Below are 24,448 nucleotides of genomic sequence, written 5' to 3'. Positions count from 1 at the left end.
ATTGGATATGAAGTGTCAAAATTGATAACAGCAGTAAAGAGTAAGGCCAGCATGACGCTGGCCTTAATGTTGTTGGGAATAGGATGGTGCTTGATGTCAATCGGTATGCGCTCACCAATCGCTGTTAAGCGCGTTTTTCCTTAAGGCGATAATTGACGTCAGCCACTTCCACATCCGACTTTGCTCTGCATATACAAGGCAAAATTTCATCACCCTGTGTATAAGCCATCGCAAAACCAACGTACTCCACCTCGCCTGAGACCAAGGTGCAGCGGCACGCTCCACAGTGTCCATCTCGACAGTTATATTCAGGTTCCAGTCCGGCCTGTTCCATCGTCTCCAATATCGTGTTGGACGAATTGGATTGGATGGTGGTAATCGCGTTGATTTTGATACTGGGCATTACAGTTCGAAGTCCTTGAAGTCATCAGCACGTACGTCGCTGTCAATCTGACCGACAAGGTACGATGAGATCTCCGCTTCTTGCGGTGCGACTTGGACATTATCTGATGATAACCAAGCGTTGATCCAAGGGATCGGGTTCGATGTCGCATTTGGATAAGCGGCGCTCAGTCCGACAGCTTGCATACGAATGTTAGTAATGTACTCAACGTATTGGCAGAGGATGTCTTTGTTCAAGCCGATCATAGAACCGTCTTTAAACAGGTACTCAGCCCACTCTTTCTCTTGTTCCGCCGCGGCTTTAAACAGGTCAAAGCACTCTTGCTTACACTCTTCTGCGATCTGCATAAATGAGAAGTCATCTTGACCATTGCGAAGCAAGTTGATCATATGTTGGGTGCCAGTCAAATGTAGCGCTTCATCACGAGCAATCAACTTAATGATTTTCGCGTTACCTTCCATCAGTTCACGTTCTGCAAATGCAAAAGAACAAGCAAAGCTCACGTAGAAGCGAATGGCTTCCAATGCGTTGACAGACATCAAGCAGAGGTAAAGTTGCTTCTTCAAATTGTGTAGAGAAACCGTGACTTCTTCGCCTTTGATCTGATAAGTGCCTTCACCAAAACGGTGATAGTCGTTGGTCATCTGAATCAAATCATCGTAGTAGCGTGAGATGTCGTCCGCACGCTTCAAGATGTGCTCGTTTTCAACGATGTCATCAAACACGAGACCTGGATCATTCACAATGTTACGAATGATGTGCGTGTAAGAGCGTGAGTGAATCGTTTCAGAGAACGACCAAGTCTCGATCCACGTTTCGACTTCTGGCAAAGAGACCAAAGGCAACAGCGCGACGTTAGGGCTGCGACCTTGGATCGAGTCAAGTAGCGTTTGGTATTTCAGGTTGGAAATGAAAATGTGTTTTTCATGCTCTGGCAGTTTGTTGTAGTCGATGCGGTCACTCGACACGTCGACTTCTTCTGGACGCCAAAAGAAAGAAAGCTGTTTTTCGATCAGTTTTTCAAATATCTCAAATTTCTGTTGGTCGTAGCGAGCGACGTTGACAGATTGGCCCAAGAACATAGGCTCTTTGAGTTGATCATTTTTAGTTCGGTTAAAAGTACTGTAAGCCATGATGCCTCAATTCCTTTTATGCCCCGAGACTCGGGGCATTAATTTGGTTAAACGTTGCAAATCCTAGTAAGCGTTAGATCTTACAACCGCCGCCTGCACAATCGTCGTCTTGCGGCTGAACGGCGTCTTTTTGGTCGTCGCTCGCGCCATCACGCGTGTTGTGGTAGTACAGGGTTTTAACGCCGTATTTGTACGCAGTCAGAAGGTCTTGCAGCAGTTTCTTCATTGGCACTTTGCCACTTTCAAAACGGCTTGGGTCGTAGTTAGTGTTCGCGGAAATCGCTTGGTCAACGAATTTCTGCATGATACCCACTAGGTGCAAGTAACCGTCGTTTGAACCAATATTCCAAAGCAGTTCGTAGTTGTTCTTAAGCGCAGTAAAGTCAGGCACTACTTGTTTCAAGATGCCGTCTTTAGAGGCTTTGACAGAGACATAACCACGCGGTGGCTCAATACCGTTGGTGGCGTTAGAGATCTGAGATGAGGTCTCTGAAGGCATCAACGCGGTTAATGTTGAGTTGCGCAGACCGTGTGTCATGATCTCTTCACGTAGGCCATCCCAGTCGTAGTGCAGAGGTTCATCACACACTAAGTCCACGTCTTTCTTGTACGTATCGATAGGCATGAGGCCTTTCGCGTAGTTGGTCTCGTGGAACGATGGGCATTTGCCTTGTTCTTTCGCCAGTGCAACGGACGCCTTAAGTAGATAGTACTGCATCGCTTCAAAAGTGCGGTGCGTCAGTCCGTTGGCGCTGCCATCCGAGTATTTCACGCCATTTTTCGCGAGGTAGTAAGCGTAGTTAATGACGCCCACACCGAGTGTACGGCGGTTCATGGTGGACTTATACGCCGCTGGTAATGGGTAGTCTTGGTAATCAAGCAGTGCATCAAGTGCACGTACGACCAAGTCAGACAACTCTTCGAAGTCATCCAGTGACTGGATAGCACCCAAGTTGAAAGCAGAAAGCGTGCAGAGCGCGATTTCGCCAGAATCATCTTCAACATTGCTCAGTGGCTTGGTCGGCAAGGCGATTTCAAGACACAGATTCGATTGGCGAACCGGCGCAACGCTGGCGTCAAAAGGACTGTGCGTATTACAGTGGTCGACGTTCTGAATGTAAATACGGCCTGTGGATGCGCGCTCTTGCATCAAGATAGAGAACATATCGATGGCTTTCACCGTTTCCTTCTTAATCGATGGATCGTTTTCGTACTTAACGTACAAACGTTCGAACTCATCCTGATCTTCGAAGAATGCATCGTACAACCCAGGGACATCAGAAGGAGAAAATAGGGTGATGTTGCCACCTTGAACCAAGCGTTGGTACATCAAGCGGTTAAGCTGAACGCCATAGTCCATGTGACGAACACGGTTCTCTTCGACACCGCGGTTGTTCTTTAGCACCATCAGTGTCTGAGATTCGCGGTGCCAAATTGGATAGAAGACGGTTGCTGCGCCGCCACGAACGCCACCCTGAGAACAGCATTTGACGGCGGTTTGGAAGTATTTGTAGAACGGGATACAGCCAGTGTGGAACGCTTCACCGCCGCGGATCTCTGAACCCAGAGCACGGATTCGACCTGCATTGATACCAATACCGGCACGTTGTGATACGTAACGCACGATGGAGCTTGCGGTTGCGTTGATCGAATCAAGGCTGTCGCCACACTCAATCAGTACGCATGAACTAAATTGACGCGTTGGGGTACGTACACCCGACATGATTGGAGTAGGCAGAGAAATCTTAAATGTCGACGTCGCATCGTAGAATCGCTTGATGTAGTCAAGGCGCGTCTCTTTCGGGTAGTTTGCGAACAAACACGCTGCCACAAGGATGTACAAGAATTGAGCGCTCTCGTAAATTTCCCCTGTCACACGGTTTTGAACGAAATACTTACCTTCCAGCTGTTTCACAGCGGCATAAGAGAAGTCGAGATCGCGGCGGTGGTCGATGTAAGCATCAAGCTCATCTAGCTCGGACTTAGTGTAGTCCTCTAGGATGTGCTGGTCGTATTTACCCATATCGACAAGACGCGCAACGTGGTTGTACAGCGTTGGTGGCTCATATTGACCGTACGCTTTCTTACGCAGATGGAAGACGGCTAAGCGAGCGGCGAGGTATTGATAATCTGGCGTCTCTTCTGAGATAAGATCAGCGGCTGACTTGATGATGGTCTCATGGATATCAGAAGTGGTGATGCCATCGTAGAACTGGATGTGAGCGCGAAGTTCTACCTGCGACACAGAGACATTATCAAGGCCTTCTGCTGCCCAGGTAATCACTCTGTGGATCTTGTCCAGATCAATGTTTTCTTTGCTGCCATTACGTTTAGTAACGGTGAGTTGTTGGTTCATTCTGCTTCATTTCCCTAACAAAACTGATTAAAGCCGTGTTTATATGTAATTCTTGTAAAATTGATTCCAGCTTTGTGATCAAAATCATTCTATACATTGTAGTACAAACACAATATATAGGGGTGCATCGATGTGCGGGTTACAAGATAGAGCTATCGAAGACGGTTTTCAAGTTACAGTTTTGGGATGACTTGTGGATAACTGACAAAAATAGAAAAAACAGTAAGTGACTACTAACCGATGAGGAAAGGGCAAACAAGATTGTACAAAATTACCGTTTTGGAATCGGTTTAGAAGTAACCATAAACAAAAAAAAATTCCTTGATCTTTGTTAATTTTTTTCTGCGTTTTTTGATGTGTTTAAAATGGAATCACGTGCACAAAAATCGACCTAAAAAGGCGGTGAACTTGTGCTACCGCCTAGGACATGACCACTAGATGTTGTGCGCTGACGGGGTTCGTCGATCAACGTTTTTGGGTGTGGACGATGTAGTTCACGTCAACATTAGTGCCTAATCGATAGCGATCAGTGAGCGGATTGTAGTGTAGCCCGGTAATGCCGAGTTCAGTAAGATCCGTTTGATCAATCATCTTGATAAGCTCAGATGGGCGAATAAATTTCTCATGCTCGTGGGTGCCTTCCGGCACGATTTTGAGGAGCTTCTCCGCACCGACAATCGCAAAAAGATAAGACTTGATATTGCGGTTAAGTGTCGAGAAGAAAACGTGACCACCCGGCTTGACGAGGCGAGCACAAGATTGGACAACGGAAAGAGGCTCAGGAACATGCTCAAGCATTTCCATACACGTCACAACGTCGTAACTTTGGGCATGGGTTTGCGCATGGTCTTCAATGGTACTCTGAATGTAGGTTACCTGAGTGCCGGTTTCCAAGGCGTGCAAGCGAGCGACTTCAAGGGGCTCTTTGCCCATATCGAGACCGGTCACTTCCGCGCCTTCTTTCGCCATGCTCTCAGCTAAGATGCCGCCGCCACAACCGACATCCAACACACGCTTGCCAAACAGCCCACTGGCCTTGTCGAGCACATATTGTAGGCGTAGGGGATTGATTTGATGAAGGGGCTTAAACTCGCCTTCTAAATCCCACCAACGTGATGCCATATCTTCGAATTTCTTTATCTCTTTTGGATCGACGTTTTGTGATTGGCTCATAGTCATCTCTGTATCCATACCTAGGTTATTGGGCGACATTATACTCAATCATCTCCTTGGCACCATGAAAGGGCGCACTTTTCTGTATGGCTGGCTAAAAAGTAGTCATTAATCAGCAAGATAATTCATGAGTGTGCAATTTCTCAGCGTTTGATTCACAACCAAGCTCACAACCTGATAAAACGAGAGGGAAAGTAATGCCGAACTATTGATTTGTGTGTTATATTTTTGCACCTTAAACGTATTGTACATACGATCTATAAATAGAGGGATAATGGCTCTATGAGCGATCTAGCTAAAGAGATCACGCCCGTAAACATTGAAGATGAGCTGCGAGGTTCCTACCTAGACTATGCGATGTCAGTCATCGTTGGTCGTGCTCTTCCAGATGTGCGTGATGGCCTAAAGCCTGTACACCGCCGCGTGTTATTCGCGATGAACGTACTAGGTAATGATTGGAATAAACCATACAAAAAATCTGCCCGTGTTGTTGGCGACGTTATCGGTAAATATCACCCTCATGGTGACAGTGCTGTGTACGATACTATCGTACGTATGGCTCAGCCGTTTTCATTGCGCTACATGCTTGTTGATGGCCAAGGTAACTTTGGTTCTATCGATGGTGACTCCGCAGCAGCAATGCGTTACACCGAAGTACGTATGGCAAAAATTGCCCACGAACTTCTCGCTGACCTAGACAAAGAAACCGTAGATTACGTGCCAAACTATGATGGCACAGAGCAAATTCCTGCGGTACTGCCGACAAAAATTCCTAACTTACTGGTGAACGGTGCCTCTGGTATCGCGGTAGGTATGGCCACCAATATTCCGCCTCACAACCTAGGCGAAGTGATTGATGGCTGCCTGGCTTACATCAATAATGAAGAAATCACGATTGATGAGCTTATGGACTACATTCCGGGTCCTGATTTCCCAACTGCGGCGCTCATCAGTGGCCGTAAAGGCATCGTAGACGCGTACAAAACCGGTCGCGGCAAGATCTACATGCGTTCTAAAGCGGAAATCGAAGTAGAGAAGAATGGCAAAGAGACCATTATTGTCACTGAAATTCCTTATCAAGTGAACAAAGCTCGTCTGATCGAAAAGATTGCTGAGTTGGTTAAAGATAAGAAAGTGGAAGGCATCAGTGCACTGCGTGACGAGTCTGATAAAGACGGCATGCGCATTGTGATTGAATGTAAGCGCGATGCAGTAGGCGAAGTGGTGCTCAACAACCTCTACGCACAGACTCAGCTGCAAACGACTTTCGGTATCAACATGGTGGCTCTAAATAACGGCCAGCCACAGCTATTCAACCTAAAAGACATGTTGAAGTGCTTCGTTGACCACCGTCGTGAAGTGGTCACTCGTCGTACTATCTTCGAACTACGCAAAGCACGTGAACGTGCGCATATCCTTGAAGCGCTATCCCTTGCGCTTGCAAACATCGATGAAGTTATTGAGCTGATCAAAAACGCACCAACACCAGCAGAAGCGAAAGTGGGCTTGGTATCGCGTGGTTGGGATTTGGGTAACGTTGCATCAATGCTTGAGCGTGCTGGTACTGATGCCGCACGTCCAGAATGGCTAGAAGATCAATACGGTATCCGTGATGGTCTGTACTACCTAACAGAAACTCAAGCGCAAGCCATTCTAGAACTTCGTTTACACCGTCTAACCGGTCTAGAGCACGAGAAGATTCTTGATGAGTACAAAGCACTTCTAGATGAAATCGCGGAGCTTATGCACATCCTGGCTAGCACTGAGCGCTTGATGGAAGTCATCCGTGAAGAGTTAGAAGCGGTACGTGATGGTTACGGCGATCCTCGTCGTACAGAAATCACAGCGGCTACCCATGACATCGACATGGAAGAGCTGATTGCTCGTGAAGACGTAGTGGTAACCCTGTCTCACGAAGGCTATGTGAAGTATCAGCTACTGAGTGATTACGAATCTCAGCGTCGTGGTGGTAAAGGTAAGAGCGCCACCAAGATGAAGGAAGAAGACTTTATTGAGCGTCTGCTTGTCGCCAATACGCATGACAATATTCTCTGCTTCTCGACTCGCGGTAAGACCTACCGTTTGAAGGTGTACCAATTGCCTCAAGCGACACGCACAGCACGTGGTAAGCCAATCGTTAATATTCTGCCTCTTGAAGAGGGAGAGCGTATTACCGCTATTTTGCCAGTTGATGAGTTCTCGGCAGACAAATACATCTTCATGGCGACAGGCGATGGTACAGTGAAGAAAACGTCACTGGATCAATTTGCCAATGTTCGTTCAAATGGTCTGATTGCAGTGAACTTGCGTGATGACGATTCACTGATTGGTGTGGATATCACTACCGGCGAAAGCGACATTATGCTGTTCTCTAAAGCGGGCAAAGTGGTGCGCTTTAGTGAAGATAAAGTCCGTGCGATGGGCCGGACCGCAGCAGGTGTGCGCGGTATGAAGCTAGCGGATGATGACCAAGTGGTGTCACTGATCGTTCCTGCGAACGAAGGCGATATCCTCACTGTGACGCAAAACGGCTACGGTAAGCGTACTGAATTGGCGGAATACCCAATTAAAGGTCGCGCGACCCAAGGTGTTGTCTCTATCAAAGTCTCTGAACGTAACGGCCCAGTCGTTGGCGCTGTTCAAGTAGAAGAAGGCGATGAGATGATGATGATCACCGATGCCGGTACACTGGTACGTACTCGTGTGGCGGAAGTGAGCCAAGTCGGTCGTAACACACAAGGTGTGACTCTGATCCGCACCGCTGAAGATGAATCGGTCGTTGGATTACAACGTATCGATGAAATCGAACAAGCAGACATCATCGATGGCGAAGATGCTGAGCAAGATGAGTCAGCACAAGTGAGCGCGCCAACTGACGCACCGGATGTGAATGACGGTGATGACGAGCAAGTGTAATCTTACTCTGTTACGTTGATAGAGAAAGCCGAGGTTAACCCCTCGGCTTTTTTGATCGATTAAAAAATGACGTCAAAAATATATCGTTATAACAATAGTTTAGCTAATTGATGAGCGAAATTTAATTCACGTGCATAGGTGCTATTTTGCCTATAGAATGCGCGCGATGTTTATTTACTCACTCAATGCGAACCATGAAGTTATCACTCAAACAAAAACTCATTATTGCTAGTTTGTCGGCCGTTGTTTTGATGGCCAGCGTCTTGACTTGGCTGTCTGCCCAGCAACTTGCCAATCAAACTCATCAAGGTGTACAAGACCGTGCAGAAAGTATCGCCAATGCGGCGACCTCCGGTATTGCCGACTGGATAGCGATCCGTAAGGATATTGCGTCTGCCTTCAATCAATACGTGGGCGAAGAGAATGTTGTGCCTTATCTGCAACAAGCACGCAATGCTGGTGGCTTCGACGACATTTTCTACGGCACACCGAAGGGAGAGATGTTCCGCTCTCACCCTGACCGCAATCGTGCCGACTACGATCCGCGAGTCAGACCTTGGTATATTGATGCCAAGAATGCAGGACGCCAGATGATCACCACGGCTTACCAAGATGCAATCACTAATGCGTTGCTCGTGACGATCGCTCAACCGATTACGCAGGGTACGCAGCTACGTGGTGTGGTTGGGGCCGATGTGCTGATTGATCAGCTGATTAACGACGTCATCAACCTCAATGTAGGCAAAAATGCGCACGCGATGTTGATTGATACACAAGATGGTAACTTCCTCGCTCATCCTGATAAAAACTTGCTGCTCAAACCGGTCAGTCAGTTGTTCGACCGATTATCTTTGCGAGACATCAAACAAGCAGCAGACAACGGATCGATACATCGTTTACATCAAGGCAATCAAGAGAAGCTGTACTATTTCAAATCCGTTGCCCACACCCCTTGGATTTTTGCCATTGAGATGGATGTGACGACTGAAGAAGCGGCGCTCAATCAGTTGATGATCAAGCTGGTGGTGACGTCACTGGTGATCACGGCAGTGGTCATCGCACTGGTCTCTTGGTTGGTGAGCTTCTTATTTCGCGACTTAGTGCGCGTGTCGACCGCCTTGGAAGCCATTGCGTCAGGCGAAGGGGATTTAACTCAGCGTCTAGAGCCAAGAAGTGACGATGAGGTGGGTCAACTGGCGGCAAACTTTAATACGTTTGTCGGCAATATGCATGCGATGGTATCGAAGCTGAGCCTTGTGTCTGCCTCATTGTCTGAGCAATCGAAAAGCACAGCACGAAATGCCGCGCAGCGAAGTGAACGAATTCGTTTGCAGCAAGATGAGATCAACATGGTCGCCACAGCCATCAACGAGATGGCGGCCGCGACGCAAGAAATTGCCGGCAACGCGGACCACACAGCGCAGAACTCTACCCAAGCGGTGTCAGCCTGTATGCAAGGTGGTAAACAAGTGGTGCAAACGCAAAGCTCGATTCAGAACCTGGCTAATGAAGTTCAAGTGGCGACAAAAGTCATTCAAGAGTTAGAAGTCCATGGCAACAGCATCAATACCATTCTTTCGACGATTCAAGATATCGCAGAGCAGACAAATTTGCTCGCCTTGAATGCGGCCATTGAAGCCGCTCGCGCTGGTGAGCAGGGTCGTGGGTTCGCAGTCGTTGCCGATGAAGTGCGCGTGCTTAGCCAACGCACACACTCATCGACCAAAGAGATCCAACACATGATTGAGACGCTGCAAGGCACCACGCTAAAAGCGGTGGGCATCATGCGTGATAGTGGACAATTAGCGGGAACCAGTGTTGAAGACGCGGATTTGGCGGCACACAGCCTCACTGATATTCAACATGCGGTCGAGCGTATTAGCGATATGGCGACTCAGATCGCCTCAGCGGCAGAAGAGCAAGCCTCGGTGACGTCAGAAATCACGCGTAATACGGTTGGTATTCGTGATGTCTCCAATGAATTAGCCGATGAAGCGCATGACGCTGCGGCGCAAGCAAGACAGCTTTCCGAACTCTCACTTGAGCTTGAACAAGAGATAAAGCGCTTTAAGCTCTAAGCGATGAGATGAAAAGCCACTAAGTAGAGATATCATTGTTAAGATAAAACAACGCCCAGCTTAGCTGGGCGTTGTCGTTTCAGTCGAACAGGTCACTTAGTCAATGAGACCGTAGTCTGCGGCAAGAATATCGATGATCTCTTGCTTAGGATTATCGCTGAGCGTAATCGCTTTTCCCGTGATCTTTTCTGCGATACCTGTGTAGGTCTTTGAGATGTCCATCAACGCAGAGAGAGGAAGGGCATTGTCACGAGCAAGGGCTTCACGCTCAGGCATGCGATCTTTATTGAGCAAGATGTCTGGGTCAGGGAAGTGGTTAAGCAAGAACTGGCGGAACCCTTCTTTTGAGTTCTCGACAATATTGCCGGCTTGGTATTGTGCTTCATCCCAAATACGTGAAGAGTCCGGTGTCCCCACTTCATCCATGTAGATGAGTTTTTCCTGACCCGCCGCGTCGGTGACGTAACCAAACTCAAATTTGGTATCAACAAAGACTTGACCTACTTTCGCCAAAGCCGAGCTAATGACGCCAAAGCCTTCACTGAGTAGCTTCTCATAAATCGCGATGTCGCTTTGCTTTGAGAAGTTAAACGCGGCAAAGTTCTCCTCGATGTTGCGGCGACTGATGTTAACGTCGTCCGCTTCTGGTACACCAGGGATGCCACGTAGAATGCCTTTAGTGGATGGCGTCATAAGTAGCTCTGGAAGCGCTTTGTCTTTCTCTAAACCCTCAGGTAGTGTGATACCACAAAACTCGCGCTCACCTTTTTCGTAAGCACGCCACATTGAACCGGTGATGTATTGGCGGCAGATGGCTTCGATCATGATGGGCTTGGCTTTTTGCACGATCCAAACCAATGGGTGAGGAATGTCGAGAATGTGGCTGTCTGCGAGCCCATTGTCTTTAAACAGTTGGAACCAGTGGTTGGAGATGGCGTTTAACGCCGCCCCTTTACCTGGCACGCCTTTTAGATTCCCTTCACCGTGCCAAATGCAGTCAAACGCGGAGATACGGTCACTGATCACCATAATTGCTAGTGGTGCGTCAGGCGACACGTCGTAACCTTTTTCTTCGATAAGGCGTCGGCTATCGGCTTCGGTTAGCCAATACACAGAGCGGACTTTACCACTGTGAACCGGTTTATCAGTGCGGATGGGAAGATCGTCATTAACGGCGAGAACTTGTTCTGCGAGACTCATTTAGACATTCCTATAATTTGTCAAAAATGGTTGATAAGCCATGAAGGCCCTTCATTTGCAGAGCATGATACCAGAACTTTTTCTCTGTTCCAGATAAAAAGCAAACGTTTGCTTGTTTTTAAGTTGAATGAGTTAGGCCTTGGTTTCAAATCAAGAAACCGCGAAAAGAAACGCCTCTTATCACAATGATAGGAGGCGAAGCAGTGAGGTTTCGATTTAGTGGTAGTGATGCATAGACGCATCAACAAAAAAGACTTCACACTGATGTTGCTTGGCCAGTTCTTTCAATAGTCGCTGTTCGATAAGAGAGAGCTCACTTGAGGCAACCACCGCACTGGCGTTACCTGATTGAATCGCTTTGGTCACAATATCGACTTCCGACTGAATTTGCGATGGCTTCATGTGGATGATTTGATTGCAACGCACTTGATGTGAGGACAGTTGAGCAAAATCTGGACGTGGGCATTGACCTGTAAATAGAATCCACTGTTTCTGCTGTGACAGATCAGCCAGTCGTTCAAGGCTGGTGTCATCCAAAGATAGAGGCTGGGTAGACTGAGCCAACACATTAAACTTTGAGTAGCCGTGACGAGGTGTTTGAACTGAAATCATAATGCTGTCCTTTTATACATGCTGTATGCGTATACAGTAGTTTTATTGTGGCGAAGACGCAAGCATTTTTTGCGCGCAAAATGAGCGGGTCAGGTAGATTAATAGAAGGAGTTTGTTTTCTAACTATCTGATAAGTAGTTAAATTATATTGGTTTGATAGGTTGAATGAGAGCTTTGAAAAGGTGCAGAAAATGTGATGGGTAACTCACTCTACTCAGCAGGAGGCCAAGTAGAGGCGAACAGGGTGAGAAGAGGTGCTAGAGAAAACGTTCTGGATAGTCGCTAAAAATACCATCCAATTGAGAAAGGTGTTTGAGTCGTTTCGGATTATTGATGGTGTAGCACCACACTTCATACCCGGCATCTTGTAGTTTTGAGACGGTAGACTTGGTCGCCCATGTTGCGCCAATATTGCAGCCTGTCGCCTCCACCTCTTTGAGAAGTCGCCAATCCTTGCGCTTCAATCGCTCGGTAAGTAAAGCGCGTCGACACTGAGGAATTTGCTTTGCTAACTCGCGCATCACGTCATGGCTAAAACTCGACAAAATAATGCGCTCTAGCGGTATTGAGGTCACATTGAGCGTAGAGGCCAATAGCGCGCATACCGATTGGGCGTCGTGGGTATCAACTTTCACTTCAATATTCAGCTTGATGTCGCTGGGTTCAATAAGTGTCAGTAGCTCTTCAAGGGTTAACAGGGTTTGTGGTGTCACTTGACCTTCATGGCGCGCCGCAAAATTGAGTTGTTTGAGCGCACTGAGGGTCAAGGTGTCGACTCTGCCTGTACCATTTGAGCAACGGTCAACAGTATGGTCGTGACACACGACGAGATGACCGTCTTTGCAAGGCTGCACATCGACTTCAACCCAAGTAAGGCCAAGATCTATCGCCGCTTGAATGCTGGCGGTGGTGTTTTCTGGATAGTGTCCTGCCACGCCGCGGTGGCCAATAATGAGCATATCTGATTCTCAACGGAGTGATTTGGTCTGAGAATACGCGTCATTGAGTGGATGTGGTAGTCATTTTGATCTCTAAGTTGTGCTCGCTCTTTCAACAGATTGCGATTAACTCTACTGGTTTTTATGTCATGAACGATATTTTTATCTAATATTTAATTTGAAGATAAAATTAAATTGGAAAAAAGAGGTTTCAGACGATTAGAATACGCCCAGAGCACTAAATTTGATTGGAACAAGGAAGAGAGCATGAAGATCGGAGTGATCGGCGCTGGCGCAGTGGGTGTGGGTGTCTGTAATTATCTACTGACATTGGGCAGTATTAGTGAACTGGTGTTGTTGGATCAGAATCTAGCAAGGGCGGAAGGGGAAGCGTTCGATTTTCGCCATACTGCCGCGCTAACATTCACAAAAAATACCCACATTATGCCGACCGATGACTATCTCAGTTTGATTGGCGCAGACATTGTCGTGATTACCGCAGGCGCGCAGATTAAGCAGGGGCAGACTCGAATTGATTTGGCAGAAATCAACGCCAAAATTGGTGTTGATATCGCGAGGAATGTTGAGCGCGTCGCACCGAACGCGATACTCATCGTGGTCTCCAACCCTTGTGACATTGTCACACACTTTATCGCAACCAATACTGGCTACACGGCGGAGAAAGTGATCAGCAGCGGTTGTGTGATTGATACCGCACGTTTGATGAGTATTGTGGCTAACCGCGTCAACTTAGATCCTAAAAACGTTTTCGGTTATGTTCTTGGTGAGCATGGAAGCAACTGCTTCACCCCCAAGAGCTTAATTTCGATCGCCGGACAACCTGCAGATTATTACTGCGATACACACAAAATGCCTCGTATTTGCGCGGATGAACTGCTTGAATCGGTCAAGCAAGCGGGTTACGAGATATTTAAGCGCAAGCAAAACACCACACACGGTATTGCCGCGAGTGTGTTCCGGGTTATTCAAGCCATTATGATCAATGAACGCTCGGTGTTGCCGGTTGCGACCTTGATACAAGGGGATTATGGCCTCGACAATGTTGTGCTTAGTTTGCCAACCGTCGTCGGGCAAAATGGTGCCCAAGCGATTTTGCAACATCCCTTTACTCAAGATGAGCTCAGTACGCTCCATGCGGTGGCGGATAACGTCACGAAAATCGTTGAACAAGTGGCGGCGCAAACAGGTTTGAATGCCCGTTAACGGGGTACTCTTTGCAAGATCACAACCTGTCTCGCTACTGGCTTGAAAAAGAGGATTGGGCTCACAGCTTAGAGTTTTTACTCTTTGCCAAGAGTAAGACGCTGCTAATTTATAATGTGAATACATTGTTAAATTAGCAGCGTTATGCACATTCATACCATTGAAGGTTATATTCAAACCATCTATCTCGCTGAGTATCCCGACAAACTCTTGCTTCTTGACGGCGCTAGTCGAGCCGACATTACCTACTTGTGCCAGTTCATTGAGCAGCAACTTGCGCGTCCTCTGTGCGATCTGAAAGTCGTTGTGGTGACACACATGCACCCCGATCATGCGGGTGCGGCGCATCGTCTTAGAGCATTAACGGGGTGCCAGATAGTTTCTGCCGACAAAAAGACCCATTGGTATCAAGGGTGGTCGGGTGGGGCGATGTTTTTGTCTGACTTGCTACTCGCATTATGGGTAGCGGGCAGAATGAAAAAAGCACGCGTCAACCTCTGGTATGACCGTTACCTCAAGCCTGATAGCGTAGTCAACGAAGGGGACCAGATACCTGGATTTCCAGATTGGACGATTCTAGAGGACGCCAGGCCACACTGATCGGGACCTCTCTTTGTGGCATGAGCCCACACGGCTACTCTATGTGGCGGACTTAATGGTGGAAGTGAAACAGCACCTAATCTCACCTTTTCCAATCTTTTATCCTAATTATTATCGGCGTTCCGTCGAGCGGGTTTTCAAGCTAAACCCAGAGACTTTGCTCGTTGCTCATGGTGGCTCGGTGACTTTCGATGAGAGTGCCTATCGGCACCTTATCGCGACCACGCCCACCACTCCCTCAACGCACTGGAGGGCAACAAAAACCAAGTTACGCGCAGTGCTAAAAGGCCTATTCGCTCAGGTCACCATGAAAAGGAAACAGTAACTGTTCTGTGTCAAAGCCAGCGGATTGGGCAATCCTGACGTATTTATTGAGCTTGTACGTAGGCAAATCAGGCTCTCTGGCGAGAATCCATAAATAGTCTCGATTGTAACCGCTGACGACCGCAGCTGAATAATCCTCTTCTAAATAGAACACCACATAACTGCCGTAAAACGGTCCAAAGAAAGAGACTTTGAGGTGCCCAATCTCCTCTCCATCGACAAACTTGGCGACACCTATCGCTTCTTTCCACTGGTTATCTTCATCGTTCCAGCCACGATTGATCACTTGCACGCTGCCATCATCATTGAGCGAGTATTGTGCGCTGACATGGCTGAGGCCCCGTTCAAAGCTGTGATCAAGCCGAGCAACCTCATGCCATGTGCCAAGATAGCGCTCGAGAGAAAACTCATTGACAGGCGCGATGCCGGTGGGTGTCGAAACACAACCTGACAACAGTGAGATCAGTACCGCAAATAGCGCCAAAATACGGGGATGAAGGGTCATGTTACACCTCTCGTTGTGGATAGAGTGCATTGAAACAAAAAGAGAAACCGGATGGTTTCTCTTAAGTATGGTGCACTCATCGAGTAATGACGATCATTTTGAGTCTAAGCAGACAAATTCGGCTCGCCAACGCAGACGATCCGAGCTGCTCATGGTCGCAAGCAGCTCTTTACCCGACAATTGGGGGTAGGCATGTTTGATGCGATCTTGTTCACCAGAAGGGCAAGATTCATAAGCACGAACGTGAGTGAACGTACCAGTGAGATGGTTTGAAAGTAGCGCTTTTGAAAGGCAGAAGCCGTACATATCCTTTTCCATGTCCAACGTTCCTATCTGTTGAGCAGCATCGAATCTTGTGCGTGAGTCGCTTCTTTTAAACGGTGTGCTGCAGGTTAGCCAATGACGATTACCACTGAGTGTTCAAATAGTATACAAAACAAATGCGGTTTTAGTGCATAAAATGTTCTAAAAACGGTTTGATCTTAATCAACGAAAAGGAGGTTAATAACTGAATAAACATGAAGTGAACTCAAAAAAGCAACCTTGCGGCTAAAAAATCACCAAGTCATTAGCATTTTGATCTCAATTCACTTGGGGAATTCACAGTTTGGATGAGCGCCAGTCGTCCAATACTGGCATCGATGTTAGCCTTAAAATGTCTCATTATAGGAAGGTCTCTTGATCGCAGCGACACGCGATCGGCAGTGAGGAAAAGTATGAATTGGAGCAGTATCAGCTTTCGCAAACGGATGCTGATGATTATGACATTATCTGGGCTAATCGAATTGCTCTTGCTCTCGGCCGCCGGCTTTATTTACATCAAGCATTCGCAAGAAGAAGAGATGGGCTTGAAGGCGCTTGGGGTGGCCTCTTTTCTTGCCAAATCACCGATTGTGATTGAAATGATTGAAACCGGCCAAGTGCAAAGTCAGCAGCGCTATCGTGATTTGACCCAGTTGATTGGCGCCGCGTTTATCGTGATCGGCGACAAGCAAGGTATGCGTTTGGTGCACCCAGTCGATGATCGAATTGGTAAGCCAATGCGCGGTGGTGACAACAAGCGCGCTTTGGTCGACGGGGAGGCGTACATCTCGTTCGCCAAAGGGTCACTGGGTTACTCAGTGCGGGGTAAAACGGCGGTGTTCAATCAGCACGGTGAAATCATCGGCGTTGTGTCTGTCGGGTATTTGATTGACCGGCTTCAAGATAGGATTGAACCATTCCTGTTCTTCTTGATTGTGATGGCATTGATTGTGGTCGGTGCGAACGCCTTGGTCTCTAGCTATGCATCACGGCGCTTTCAAAAAGCGATATTGGGGTTTGAGCCCGAAGAGATTGGCCGACTTTATGTCGAGTTGGATGTGACACTGGAAACCCTTAAAGAGGGCATTTTGAGTATCGATGGGGCCGGTAAACTGCGCTCAATCAATAAAAGTGCCTGCCAAATTTTAGGTTTGGATAAACAGGCATGTTTGAATCAGCCACTCAGTGAAGTGTTGCCACACAGTGACTTACATACTGTGTTGACGACTGCTCGCACCGATAACGACATCAATCTTTACCTCAATAATAAACGTCTTATTGCCAATCGCAGCCCGATTATATTGGATGGCCAGGTGGTCGGTGCGGTGTCCAGTTTCCGCTTGCGTGACGACATCACCGATTTAACTGAGCAATTAGCCAAAACCAAAGAGTACGCAGAGATGCTCCGCTCTCAAACGCATGAGCATCGAAACAAGCTCAACACCATCAGCGGCATGGTGCAAATGGGGGAGTTAGAGGGAGTGCTTGCATTGATTGGCCAAGAGACTGAGCATTATCAAGTCTTAATCGAATTTTTACGCGAGACGGTTAAAGAGCCGCTAATCGCGGGCATGTTGCTTGGCAAAACCGAGCGCGCGCGCGAGCTTGGATTAGAGTTGACGGTAGAAGAAGGCACAAGACTCGAGCCGTTACCAAAGCGAATCAATGCCGAAGACATAGTCACCATCTTAGGTAATTTGATCGATAACGCGTTCGATGCCGTGCGTGAGGCAATTAGCCAAGAAGGGCAATTAGCCCAATCGAGGCGCATCATAGAAGTGTCGATCAGTGATTATGGTAACGAGATCATTCTTGAGGTGAGCGATCAAGGTTGCGGCCTACCGGCACATCTAAGTAAAGAGGAGCTCGTTCAGCGCGGCGTGTCGAGTAAAGACCAATCCAATCGCGGGGTCGGATTATACTTAGTGAATGAGCTCTCTACACGTTACCACGGACAGTTAGATATTACCGATAACAAGGATTTTGGCACCAGAATGACAGTCTATTTACCAAAGGAAGAGCGAGGATGAGTTCGGCGATTCGAATCATGATTGTGGAAGATGACTTAGCCATCGCGCAGCTTCACCAACGTTATCTCGATCAGATGGGCGGCTTTGAGGTTATTGGTATCGCGACAAGTAAAGTGGAGGCAGACATGCAACTCGATCTGCTGACCCCCGATCTCGTGCTGCTCGACGTTCACTTGCCTGATGGAACGGGGTTGGATATTTTGCGTGAATTGCGCGCAAAACAGCGCCAGTGTGACGCGATTTTGATCACGGCGGCGCGCGATGTTGAAACCTTACAACAGGCGATGCGCGGTGGTGTGGTGGATTACTTGCTCAAACCCGTCGTCTTTTCTCGCTTAGAAGCGGCATTGAGCAAATATCGAGATAGGCAGCAACAACTGACGCACAGTGACGGTATCGATCAACGCTTAGTGGATAAAATGCTGCAAGCATCCACACCCGCGACGTCCAATGTGGCCCGATTGCCAAAGGGCATTGATGCCGTCACGTTGGATAAAATTCGTGCACTGTTTAAGCAAGTCGAGAGTTTGACCGCGGATGAGGCGGGCGAGCAGATTGGCGCAAGCCGAACCACAGCTCGGCGCTACTTGGAACATTTAATCAGTACGGGTGAGCTGACGGCGGATCTCAACTACGGCACGGTCGGGCGTCCTGAGCGCTGCTACAAATCTGCTGCGGCGGAATGAAGTTGTGGTAAAGTATTGAAAAGTTAAGCTATTGGTGTGAATGGAATGGAAAGTGTTTTCATCGTTGTTGCGATACTAGTGATCTTCTTTTTCATCGTGCAAAAGCGATTTCTTAAGCAAGATGAGCTCAAAGACAGCGCCTACAAACGCAAGGGCGCACTACTCAACATGCAAGAGACGGCGTTTTACAATGCCCTTATCAGCGCGGTTGGTCAGCAAGCGGTGGTGTTGAGTAAAGTGAACATGGCGAACGTGATAGCGCCCAAAGCCACCGACAAAAAACAGTGGTTTATCGCCAACAACCGCATTGCGCGCAGCTATTTCGACTATGTGGTGTGCGATCCTCGTTCTTTGGATGTGCGGGCCGTGATTGAGCTCGATGACGGCAAAGAGCTCAATAAAGGTAAGGTCGAGCGCCAGAAGCTGTTGATGCACGTATGCAAATCTGCCGGGATCCCGCTCATCGGTGCATCGGTCAAGCACAGCTATCAAGTCGGGAGACTGCGGCGATTGCTCGCCGCACATATTGATCTGATTGAATCGGATAAAGAGGTGCGTTTTTGCAAACGCTGCGGCAGCCCAATGAACATCAAGATTGCCAGCCAAGGGGAGTTCAAAGGTCGGCGTTTCTTTACCTGTAGCCGTCAACCTCACTGTACTTACACAGAAAACTACAACGTTGTGTTTGACGACGAGTCAGACACCGCAGAATAGCGGCCCTATGAGGCCGCCGCTTCATTGCATACCATGACCTGATTGCGGCCATTTTGTTTGGCGCGATAGAGCTCTTTGTCGGCTTCACGCAGCACACTTTCAAGATCGTGGTAGTGGTCGCACTGGTAAACCCCAATACTGACGGTTAAATGAATCGGCTCTTCACGAGAGTGAAAGTTTGCACGTTCAATCGTGGCGCGAATCTGTTCGGCTTTTTGCATCGCCTGCGGTAAGTCCGTGTTGTGCAGAGCAACACAAAACTCTTCGCCCCCAATGCGATAGACCAGATGCTCATCGCTTAAGGCATCAATCAGTGCCGCCGTCTGTATCAGCACCTTATCTCCGACATCGTGGCCAAATTGGTCATTGACCTGCTTAAAGTAATCCAAATCTAAGATCAGCAAAGAGAGAGGCAGTGTTTGACTCTCACGACGATAACGCTCGAAGTTATGCACCAACGCATGGCGGTTGTAGACACCCGTCAAAGCGTCCCGTGACGCCAAGTGACCTAAGGAGGCTTCAGAGGTTTTACGCTTGACCTCCAAGACGTGCGCAGTCACCCACACCGCGGCAAAGGCAAGCGCAAAGTTAATCGAGAGGTGGAAGTAATCAAGTAGGGCGGTATCGCCGTTTTTTTGACAGATGATCACCAACTGTAAAGAGAATCCAATCGCCGTCGCAATGAAGCCTTGTCGACGACCAAGAATCAGATAAAAGAGAACAGGGTAAAGGAACGCCCACACAAACAGACCGTGCGCGACTGGGTGGCTATAGGTCGCGATGCTAATGATGGCCACCACGCTATAAATGTAGAGCACTGCTAAGGTGTTCGAGTGCCTGCCATGATAGCAACAGTAACCCACGTAAAGAGAGAAGGTGCAAAACATCGCTTCTATGTAGGCAAGCGTATAAAACGGACCAACATAGACGTTCACAATGGCCACCAGCATCGACATGGCGGCCAACACTAAACTAAGCCAAAATAACGTTGCCCGTCGCAATTGCCGCGACGGTCGAAAAATATCGAGTTCGTTCCCTGAAGCCATCTGTTAACCGCTGTTTTATTATACTTTTGTTTGATTAATAGACATATTATGCCATTAATTTCACTAATCAAGTTCAGGCGTGAAGTAAGATCACACTAATGGAAATGAAATTAGGTGCACTGTTACAGTGTTAGTGTGATCTCAAAGCATAAATGGCAAATAGGTGTTTGAATACACTGTAGTTCACCTCTACCCCTTTAGGGTAGTTTGATTTTTGAATTGATTTACGTCATGAAATAAATCAGCCAACCGATAAACAATGCGCTCAGATATAAGCACCTAACTCTTAGGAAGTATTATGAGCAAGTTGAAACTGGTCATCGTCGGCAACGGCATGGTTGGCCATCGTTATCTGGAAGATTTGGTCGATAAGACGGATATCTCACAGTTTGACATCACGGTTTTTTGCGAAGAGCCTCGTGTTGCCTATGACCGTGTCCACCTTTCTTCTTACTTTTCTCACCATACCGCGCAAGAACTCTCTCTCGTTAAAGAAGGTTTCTACGAAAAACACGCGATCAACGTCTTGCTCGGTGAGCGCGCAATTAATGTCAACCGAGACAAACGCACCGTCTATTCAAGCTCTGGCCGTGAAATTCAGTACGACAAGCTGATTATGGCGACGGGATCTTTCCCATTTGTGCCACCCATTAAAGGTCGCGAAAGCAAAGATTGCTTTGTTTACCGCACCATTGAAGATCTAAAAGCGATTGAAGCTTGTGCGAAGAAGAGCAAAGTCGGTGTGGTTATCGGCGGCGGTCTACTTGGCCTTGAAGCGGCAGGCGCATTGAAGGCGCTCGGCGTTGAAACACACGTCGTTGAGTTTGCATCTAAGTTGATGGCTGAGCAGCTCGATCAAGCGGGCGGCGACCAACTGCGTAACAAAATTGAAAGCATGGGCGTGAACGTTCACACCAGCAAAAACACACTTGAGATTGCACCAGAAGGCAAAAATGCACGTAACGTGATGCGTTTTGCCGATGGCACTGAGCTTGAGACTGACTTTATTGTTTTCTCTGCGGGTATCCGTCCACAAGACAAGCTCGCTCGTCAAATGGAGTTAGAGGTTGCACCGCGTGGTGGTATCGCGATCAACGACTACTCACAAACGTCTGATGAAAACATCTATGCCATCGGTGAGTGCGCCTCTTGGAACGATATGTTCTACGGCTTAGTGGCGCCAGGTTACAAGATGGCAACGGTCGCGGTTGATCACCTGCTTGGTAACGACAGCAAGTTTGAAGGTGCTGACATGTCGGCCAAACTGAAACTGCTGGGCGTGAAAGTCGGTTCTATCGGCGATGCCAACGGTCGCACGGCGGGTTGTAAGAGCTACGTTTACCAAAATGAAGAGCAAGAAGTTTACAAGCGTCTGATCGTTTCTGAAGATAACAAGAAGCTTCTTGGTGCAGTAATGGTTGGCGATACGTCTGACTATGGCGACCTTCTTCAGCTTATGCTCAACGAAATCGACCTACCAGAACATCCAGATACGCTTATCCTTCCAGCGCACGCAGGCGCAGAGAAGCCAACACTGGGCGCAGACGCGCTACCAGAAAGTGCGGTTATCTGTTCATGTTTCGACGTGACAAAAGGCAAAGTGGCACAAGCAGTTGCTGACGGACACCACACGATTGCTGACATTAAAGCGGCAACAGGTGCAGGTACTGGCTGTGGTGGTTGTATCCCACTTGTGACTTCAGTGCTTAATGCTGAGCTGGCTAAATCTGGTATCGAAGTGAAGAACGATATCTGTGAGCACTTCGCTTATTCACGCCAAGAGCTGTTCCACCTGATTCGCATCGAAGAGATCAAAACGTTTGATGAACTTCTTGAGAAGTATGGTCAAGGCTATGGCTGTGAAGTGTGTAAACCTGCAGTCGGGTCTATTCTGGCTTCTTGCTGGGGTGAGCACATCCTTAAACCACAACAGGTTAAGCTGCACGATACCAACGATAACTTCCTAGGTAACATGCAAAAAGACGGTACTTACTCGGTTATCCCTCGTATGGCGGGTGGTGAAGTCACACCAGAAGCATTGAAAGTATTGGCTGAAGTGGCAGCAGAATACAACCTTTACACCAAAGTGACGGGCGCGCAGCGTATCGGTCTATTTGGCGCGCAAAAAGATGACCTTCCGGCCATTTGGAAGAAGCTGATTGCCGCAGGCTACGAAACCGGTCAAGCGTACGCCAAAGCACTGCGTATGGCCAAGACTTGCGTGGGCTCCACTTGGTGTCGCTACGGTGTTCAAGATTCAGTTGGGCTAGGCGTGATGATCGAGAACCGCTACAAAGGCATCCGTACGCCACACAAGATGAAGTTCGGTGTCTCTGGCTGTACGCGTGAGTGTGCGGAAGCGCAAGGTAAAGACCTTGGCATCATCGCGACTGATGCAGGTTGGAACATGTACGTCTGTGGTAACGGGGGTATGAAGCCACGTCACGCTGACCTGCTAGCAAGTGACCTAGACGAAGCAACGCTAATCAAGTACATCGACCGTTTCATGATGTTCTACATCCGTACGGCTGCGCCACTACAGCGCACATCAGTATGGCTAGAGAACATGGAAGGTGGCGTTGATTACCTGCGTGAAGTGATTGTCAATGACAAACTGGGTATCAACGAACAGCTAGAAACGGACGTGGCGAAATTGGTTGAAGCGTTCCGTTGCGAGTGGACGGATACCATCAACGATAAGTCGCAGTTAAAACGCTTCTCACACTTCATCAACTCAGATAAGCGTGATAACAACGTCGTGTTTGTTGATGAGCGTGCTCAGCACCGCCCAGCCACTTACACCGAAAAACACCCTGAATCCGTCTCCTCGAAAATAAAGGGCGACATCCTTCACGTAGCAGTGACTGAATAAGAGCGGAGTCGTCATCATGGCATTTGAAAAAGTATGTGACATCACAGACATCATCCCAGGCACGGGCGTATGTGCGCTAGTGAAGGAGCAACAAGTGGCAATCTTTCGTCCGTCAGAAGCGGAAGAGGTGTTTGCTATCAGCAACATGGATCCCTTCGCGCGCTCCAACGTGTTATCACGCGGCCTTATCGGTGAGCACAAAGGCGAGCTTTGGGTGGCAAGTCCACTGAAAAAGCAGCATTTCAACCTAGCAACGGGCGTGTGTATGGAAGATGAGCGCTTCAGTGTCAAAGCGTTTAATGCCCGCGTCGTGAAAGGGGCGGTAGAGATTGAGGGCTAGCGTTATCGCTTACTTTCTTTCTTAGAGTCAATAGATTAAAGGTTCCCTGTTGGCGCAGGGCTGCGACAGCTGGGAGCCTTTCCCTATTCACTTTTATTTTTAAACTTTATGGAGAGACAATGATGTTTGATTTCAAGCCTGCTGAATTCGTGCAAACGATGATCAACGTTGGTGAAGCGAAAACCAACACCCATACGCGAGATTTACTTATCCGTGGCTTTATGGCGGGTATTATCCTGTCACTGGCGGTTGTCCTAGCGCTCACCACCATTACCCAGACTGGATTGGGTGTAGTCGGGGCGATGGTGTTCCCTGTGGGCTTTGTGATTTTGAGTATTATGGGTTACGACTTGGTTACCGGTGTCTTTGGCTTAGCGCCGCTAGCGAAATTTGAGAACCGTCCAGGCATCACCTGGGGCCGCGTACTTCGCTGTTGGGGGCTTGTTGGCCTAGGCAACCTAGTAGGCTCTATCTTCATCGCTTCCATCATTGCACTGTCACTGACCTCCAACTTCACCAATGATGGCGGCGCCGTCGCTAAAACCATCATCAATGCATCAACAGCACGCTCGGCGGGTTTTGAATCATTAGGTATGGATGGTTGGATCACCTGCTTCGTGCGCGGCATTTTGTGTAACCTCATGGTGTGTCTCGGTGTGATTGGTAACATGACCGCACGCCGTTTGAGTGGTCGTATCGCCGCTATGTGGTTCCCTATCTTTATTTTCTTCGCGCTAGTATTCGAGCACGCAGTAGTAAATATGTTCCTATTCCCGCTAGGTATGATGCTGGGTGCGGATTTTGGTGTCGCGACATGGTTAAATTTTAACCTAATCCCAACGATTTTAGGTAACATTGTCGGTGGCCTTGTGTTTACCTGCATCCCTCTCTATCTCACTCACGCGAAAACAGCGCCAGCGCTTGACGCAGAAGAGACGAACGCGCAAGCAACTCCGGTATTGAACGCGAAATAATGTCACTCAGCCCCGCTCTCC

The 24,448-nt window shown here is 48.2% G+C and carries 19 protein-coding genes and 1 pseudogene; 10 read left to right on the top strand and 10 right to left on the bottom strand.

Annotation, left to right across the window (positions count from 1 at the left end; all coding sequences use genetic code 11):
- Positions 1-124 precede the first annotated feature (124 nt).
- The 4 genes from yfaE to ubiG form a co-directional block, all read right to left on the bottom strand.
- Positions 125-403, bottom strand: a complete 279-nt coding sequence (gene yfaE, locus AC6R0S_RS15035; RefSeq protein ID WP_487903141.1) for a class I ribonucleotide reductase maintenance protein YfaE — start codon at positions 401-403, stop codon at positions 125-127.
- Complete coding sequence (nrdB, locus tag AC6R0S_RS15030; protein ID WP_500631148.1) at positions 403-1,536, bottom strand: class Ia ribonucleoside-diphosphate reductase subunit beta; 1,134 nt, start codon at positions 1,534-1,536, stop codon at positions 403-405. Before nrdB ends, yfaE begins: the two co-directional genes overlap by 1 nt.
- 73 nt (positions 1,537-1,609) lie before the next feature.
- A complete protein-coding gene (nrdA, locus tag AC6R0S_RS15025; protein WP_500631147.1) occupies positions 1,610-3,892 on the bottom strand; it encodes a class 1a ribonucleoside-diphosphate reductase subunit alpha in 2,283 nt (760 codons plus the stop codon).
- 465 nt (positions 3,893-4,357) lie between these two features.
- Entirely contained in the window at positions 4,358-5,065 is a 708-nt protein-coding gene (gene ubiG / locus AC6R0S_RS15020) for a bifunctional 2-polyprenyl-6-hydroxyphenol methylase/3-demethylubiquinol 3-O-methyltransferase UbiG (RefSeq protein ID WP_500638300.1), read from the bottom strand.
- A 282-nt stretch (positions 5,066-5,347) separates the two neighbouring features.
- Between ubiG and gyrA the strand changes: the two genes are divergently transcribed.
- The gene (gyrA, locus tag AC6R0S_RS15015; protein ID WP_487903143.1) at positions 5,348-7,981 is read left to right on the top strand and encodes a DNA topoisomerase (ATP-hydrolyzing) subunit A; all 2,634 of its coding nucleotides are present in this window, start codon (positions 5,348-5,350) and stop codon (positions 7,979-7,981) included.
- Between the two features lie 194 nt (positions 7,982-8,175).
- Positions 8,176-10,059 (top strand): methyl-accepting chemotaxis protein, encoded by a 1,884-nt coding sequence (locus AC6R0S_RS15010; protein WP_500638252.1) that lies wholly within the window; start codon positions 8,176-8,178, stop codon positions 10,057-10,059.
- A 96-nt stretch (positions 10,060-10,155) separates the two neighbouring features.
- On the opposite strand, the gene AC6R0S_RS15005 is transcribed toward AC6R0S_RS15010, so the two are convergent.
- From AC6R0S_RS15005 to AC6R0S_RS14995, 3 genes are all read right to left on the bottom strand, one after another.
- Positions 10,156-11,259, bottom strand: a complete 1,104-nt coding sequence (locus AC6R0S_RS15005) for a phosphoribosylaminoimidazolesuccinocarboxamide synthase (RefSeq protein ID WP_500631143.1) — start codon at positions 11,257-11,259, stop codon at positions 10,156-10,158.
- Between the two features lie 216 nt (positions 11,260-11,475).
- A complete protein-coding gene (locus AC6R0S_RS15000) occupies positions 11,476-11,868 on the bottom strand; it encodes a hypothetical protein (RefSeq protein WP_500631176.1) in 393 nt (130 codons plus the stop codon).
- A 260-nt stretch (positions 11,869-12,128) separates the two neighbouring features.
- On the bottom strand, positions 12,129-12,830 hold the full coding sequence (locus tag AC6R0S_RS14995) for a glycerophosphodiester phosphodiesterase (protein WP_500631142.1): 702 nt from the start codon (positions 12,828-12,830) through the stop codon (positions 12,129-12,131).
- A gap of 246 nt (positions 12,831-13,076) precedes the next feature.
- Between AC6R0S_RS14995 and AC6R0S_RS14990 the strand changes: the two genes are divergently transcribed.
- Together AC6R0S_RS14990 and AC6R0S_RS14985 are read left to right on the top strand one after the other, a co-directional pair.
- Positions 13,077-14,033, top strand: a complete 957-nt coding sequence (locus AC6R0S_RS14990; RefSeq protein WP_500638251.1) for a lactate/malate family dehydrogenase — start codon at positions 13,077-13,079, stop codon at positions 14,031-14,033.
- Positions 14,034-14,177: 144 nt separating this feature from the next.
- A pseudogene (locus tag AC6R0S_RS14985) lies at positions 14,178-14,958 on the top strand (MBL fold metallo-hydrolase).
- Here the strand turns inward: AC6R0S_RS14985 and AC6R0S_RS14980 are convergent.
- Together AC6R0S_RS14980 and AC6R0S_RS14975 are read right to left on the bottom strand one after the other, a co-directional pair.
- Positions 14,923-15,462 carry a lipocalin family protein gene (locus tag AC6R0S_RS14980; RefSeq protein ID WP_500631139.1) on the bottom strand — a complete coding sequence of 180 codons (540 nt, stop codon included), beginning with the start codon at positions 15,460-15,462 and terminating at the stop codon, positions 14,923-14,925. The pseudogene AC6R0S_RS14985 and the gene AC6R0S_RS14980 sit on opposite strands and share 36 nt — an antisense overlap.
- Positions 15,463-15,555: 93 nt before the next feature.
- Positions 15,556-15,780 carry a hypothetical protein gene (locus tag AC6R0S_RS14975; protein ID WP_500631138.1) on the bottom strand — a complete coding sequence of 75 codons (225 nt, stop codon included), beginning with the start codon at positions 15,778-15,780 and terminating at the stop codon, positions 15,556-15,558.
- Between the two features lie 398 nt (positions 15,781-16,178).
- On the opposite strand from AC6R0S_RS14975, the gene AC6R0S_RS14970 reads away from it, so the two are divergent.
- Genes AC6R0S_RS14970 through AC6R0S_RS14960 form a run of 3 tightly spaced genes read left to right on the top strand, consistent with a single transcriptional unit; the run spans position 16,179 to position 19,195 of the window.
- Complete coding sequence (locus tag AC6R0S_RS14970) at positions 16,179-17,795, top strand: ATP-binding protein (RefSeq protein ID WP_500631137.1); 1,617 nt, start codon at positions 16,179-16,181, stop codon at positions 17,793-17,795.
- Positions 17,792-18,481: a response regulator gene (locus tag AC6R0S_RS14965; RefSeq protein WP_500633337.1), complete on the top strand. Its 690-nt coding sequence runs from the start codon at positions 17,792-17,794 to the stop codon at positions 18,479-18,481. Before AC6R0S_RS14970 ends, AC6R0S_RS14965 begins: the two co-directional genes overlap by 4 nt.
- Before the next feature lie 45 nt (positions 18,482-18,526).
- Positions 18,527-19,195, top strand: a complete 669-nt coding sequence (locus AC6R0S_RS14960) for a DUF2726 domain-containing protein (RefSeq protein ID WP_500629772.1) — start codon at positions 18,527-18,529, stop codon at positions 19,193-19,195.
- Positions 19,196-19,200: 5 nt separating this feature from the next.
- Here the strand turns inward: AC6R0S_RS14960 and AC6R0S_RS14955 are convergent, their stop codons facing one another.
- A complete protein-coding gene (locus AC6R0S_RS14955; RefSeq protein ID WP_500631135.1) occupies positions 19,201-20,241 on the bottom strand; it encodes a GGDEF domain-containing protein in 1,041 nt (346 codons plus the stop codon).
- 298 nt (positions 20,242-20,539) lie between these two features.
- Between AC6R0S_RS14955 and nirB the strand changes: the two genes are divergently transcribed.
- From nirB to AC6R0S_RS14940, 3 genes are all read left to right on the top strand, one after another.
- Positions 20,540-23,113, top strand: a complete 2,574-nt coding sequence (gene nirB / locus AC6R0S_RS14950) for a nitrite reductase large subunit NirB (RefSeq protein WP_500638250.1) — start codon at positions 20,540-20,542, stop codon at positions 23,111-23,113.
- A 16-nt stretch (positions 23,114-23,129) separates the two neighbouring features.
- Positions 23,130-23,453 (top strand): nitrite reductase small subunit NirD, encoded by a 324-nt coding sequence (gene nirD / locus AC6R0S_RS14945; RefSeq protein WP_334552280.1) that lies wholly within the window; start codon positions 23,130-23,132, stop codon positions 23,451-23,453.
- Between the two features lie 119 nt (positions 23,454-23,572).
- The gene (locus AC6R0S_RS14940) at positions 23,573-24,427 is read left to right on the top strand and encodes a formate/nitrite transporter family protein (RefSeq protein ID WP_500638249.1); all 855 of its coding nucleotides are present in this window, start codon (positions 23,573-23,575) and stop codon (positions 24,425-24,427) included.
- The last annotated feature ends 21 nt before the right edge of the window (positions 24,428-24,448 follow it).

The organism is Vibrio sp. R15-SG3-ISO1B, from assembly GCF_059833835.1.
This window is presented reverse-complemented; position numbering and strand designations above follow the sequence as displayed.

Bases quoted from the DNA above. Each gene is read 5' to 3' on its own strand.
- yfaE (WP_487903141.1), bottom strand. From the start codon at position 403: ATGCCCAGTATCAAAATCAACGCGATTACCACCATCCAATCCAATTCG.
- nrdB (WP_500631148.1), bottom strand. From the start codon at position 1,536: ATGGCTTACAGTACTTTTAACCGAACTAAAAATGATCAACTCAAAGAG.
- nrdA (WP_500631147.1), bottom strand. From the start codon at position 3,892: ATGAACCAACAACTCACCGTTACTAAACGTAATGGCAGCAAAGAAAAC.
- ubiG (WP_500638300.1), bottom strand. From the start codon at position 5,065: ATGAGCCAATCACAAAACGTCGATCCAAAAGAGATAAAGAAATTCGAA.
- gyrA (WP_487903143.1), top strand. From the start codon at position 5,348: ATGAGCGATCTAGCTAAAGAGATCACGCCCGTAAACATTGAAGATGAG.
- AC6R0S_RS15010 (WP_500638252.1), top strand. From the start codon at position 8,176: ATGAAGTTATCACTCAAACAAAAACTCATTATTGCTAGTTTGTCGGCC.
- AC6R0S_RS15005 (WP_500631143.1), bottom strand. From the start codon at position 11,259: ATGAGTCTCGCAGAACAAGTTCTCGCCGTTAATGACGATCTTCCCATC.
- AC6R0S_RS14995 (WP_500631142.1), bottom strand. From the start codon at position 12,830: ATGCTCATTATTGGCCACCGCGGCGTGGCAGGACACTATCCAGAAAAC.
- AC6R0S_RS14990 (WP_500638251.1), top strand. From the start codon at position 13,077: ATGAAGATCGGAGTGATCGGCGCTGGCGCAGTGGGTGTGGGTGTCTGT.
- AC6R0S_RS14980 (WP_500631139.1), bottom strand. From the start codon at position 15,462: ATGACCCTTCATCCCCGTATTTTGGCGCTATTTGCGGTACTGATCTCA.
- AC6R0S_RS14975 (WP_500631138.1), bottom strand. From the start codon at position 15,780: ATGGAAAAGGATATGTACGGCTTCTGCCTTTCAAAAGCGCTACTTTCA.
- AC6R0S_RS14970 (WP_500631137.1), top strand. From the start codon at position 16,179: ATGAATTGGAGCAGTATCAGCTTTCGCAAACGGATGCTGATGATTATG.
- AC6R0S_RS14965 (WP_500633337.1), top strand. From the start codon at position 17,792: ATGAGTTCGGCGATTCGAATCATGATTGTGGAAGATGACTTAGCCATC.
- AC6R0S_RS14960 (WP_500629772.1), top strand. From the start codon at position 18,527: ATGGAAAGTGTTTTCATCGTTGTTGCGATACTAGTGATCTTCTTTTTC.
- AC6R0S_RS14955 (WP_500631135.1), bottom strand. From the start codon at position 20,241: ATGGCTTCAGGGAACGAACTCGATATTTTTCGACCGTCGCGGCAATTG.
- nirB (WP_500638250.1), top strand. From the start codon at position 20,540: ATGAGCAAGTTGAAACTGGTCATCGTCGGCAACGGCATGGTTGGCCAT.
- nirD (WP_334552280.1), top strand. From the start codon at position 23,130: ATGGCATTTGAAAAAGTATGTGACATCACAGACATCATCCCAGGCACG.
- AC6R0S_RS14940 (WP_500638249.1), top strand. From the start codon at position 23,573: ATGATGTTTGATTTCAAGCCTGCTGAATTCGTGCAAACGATGATCAAC.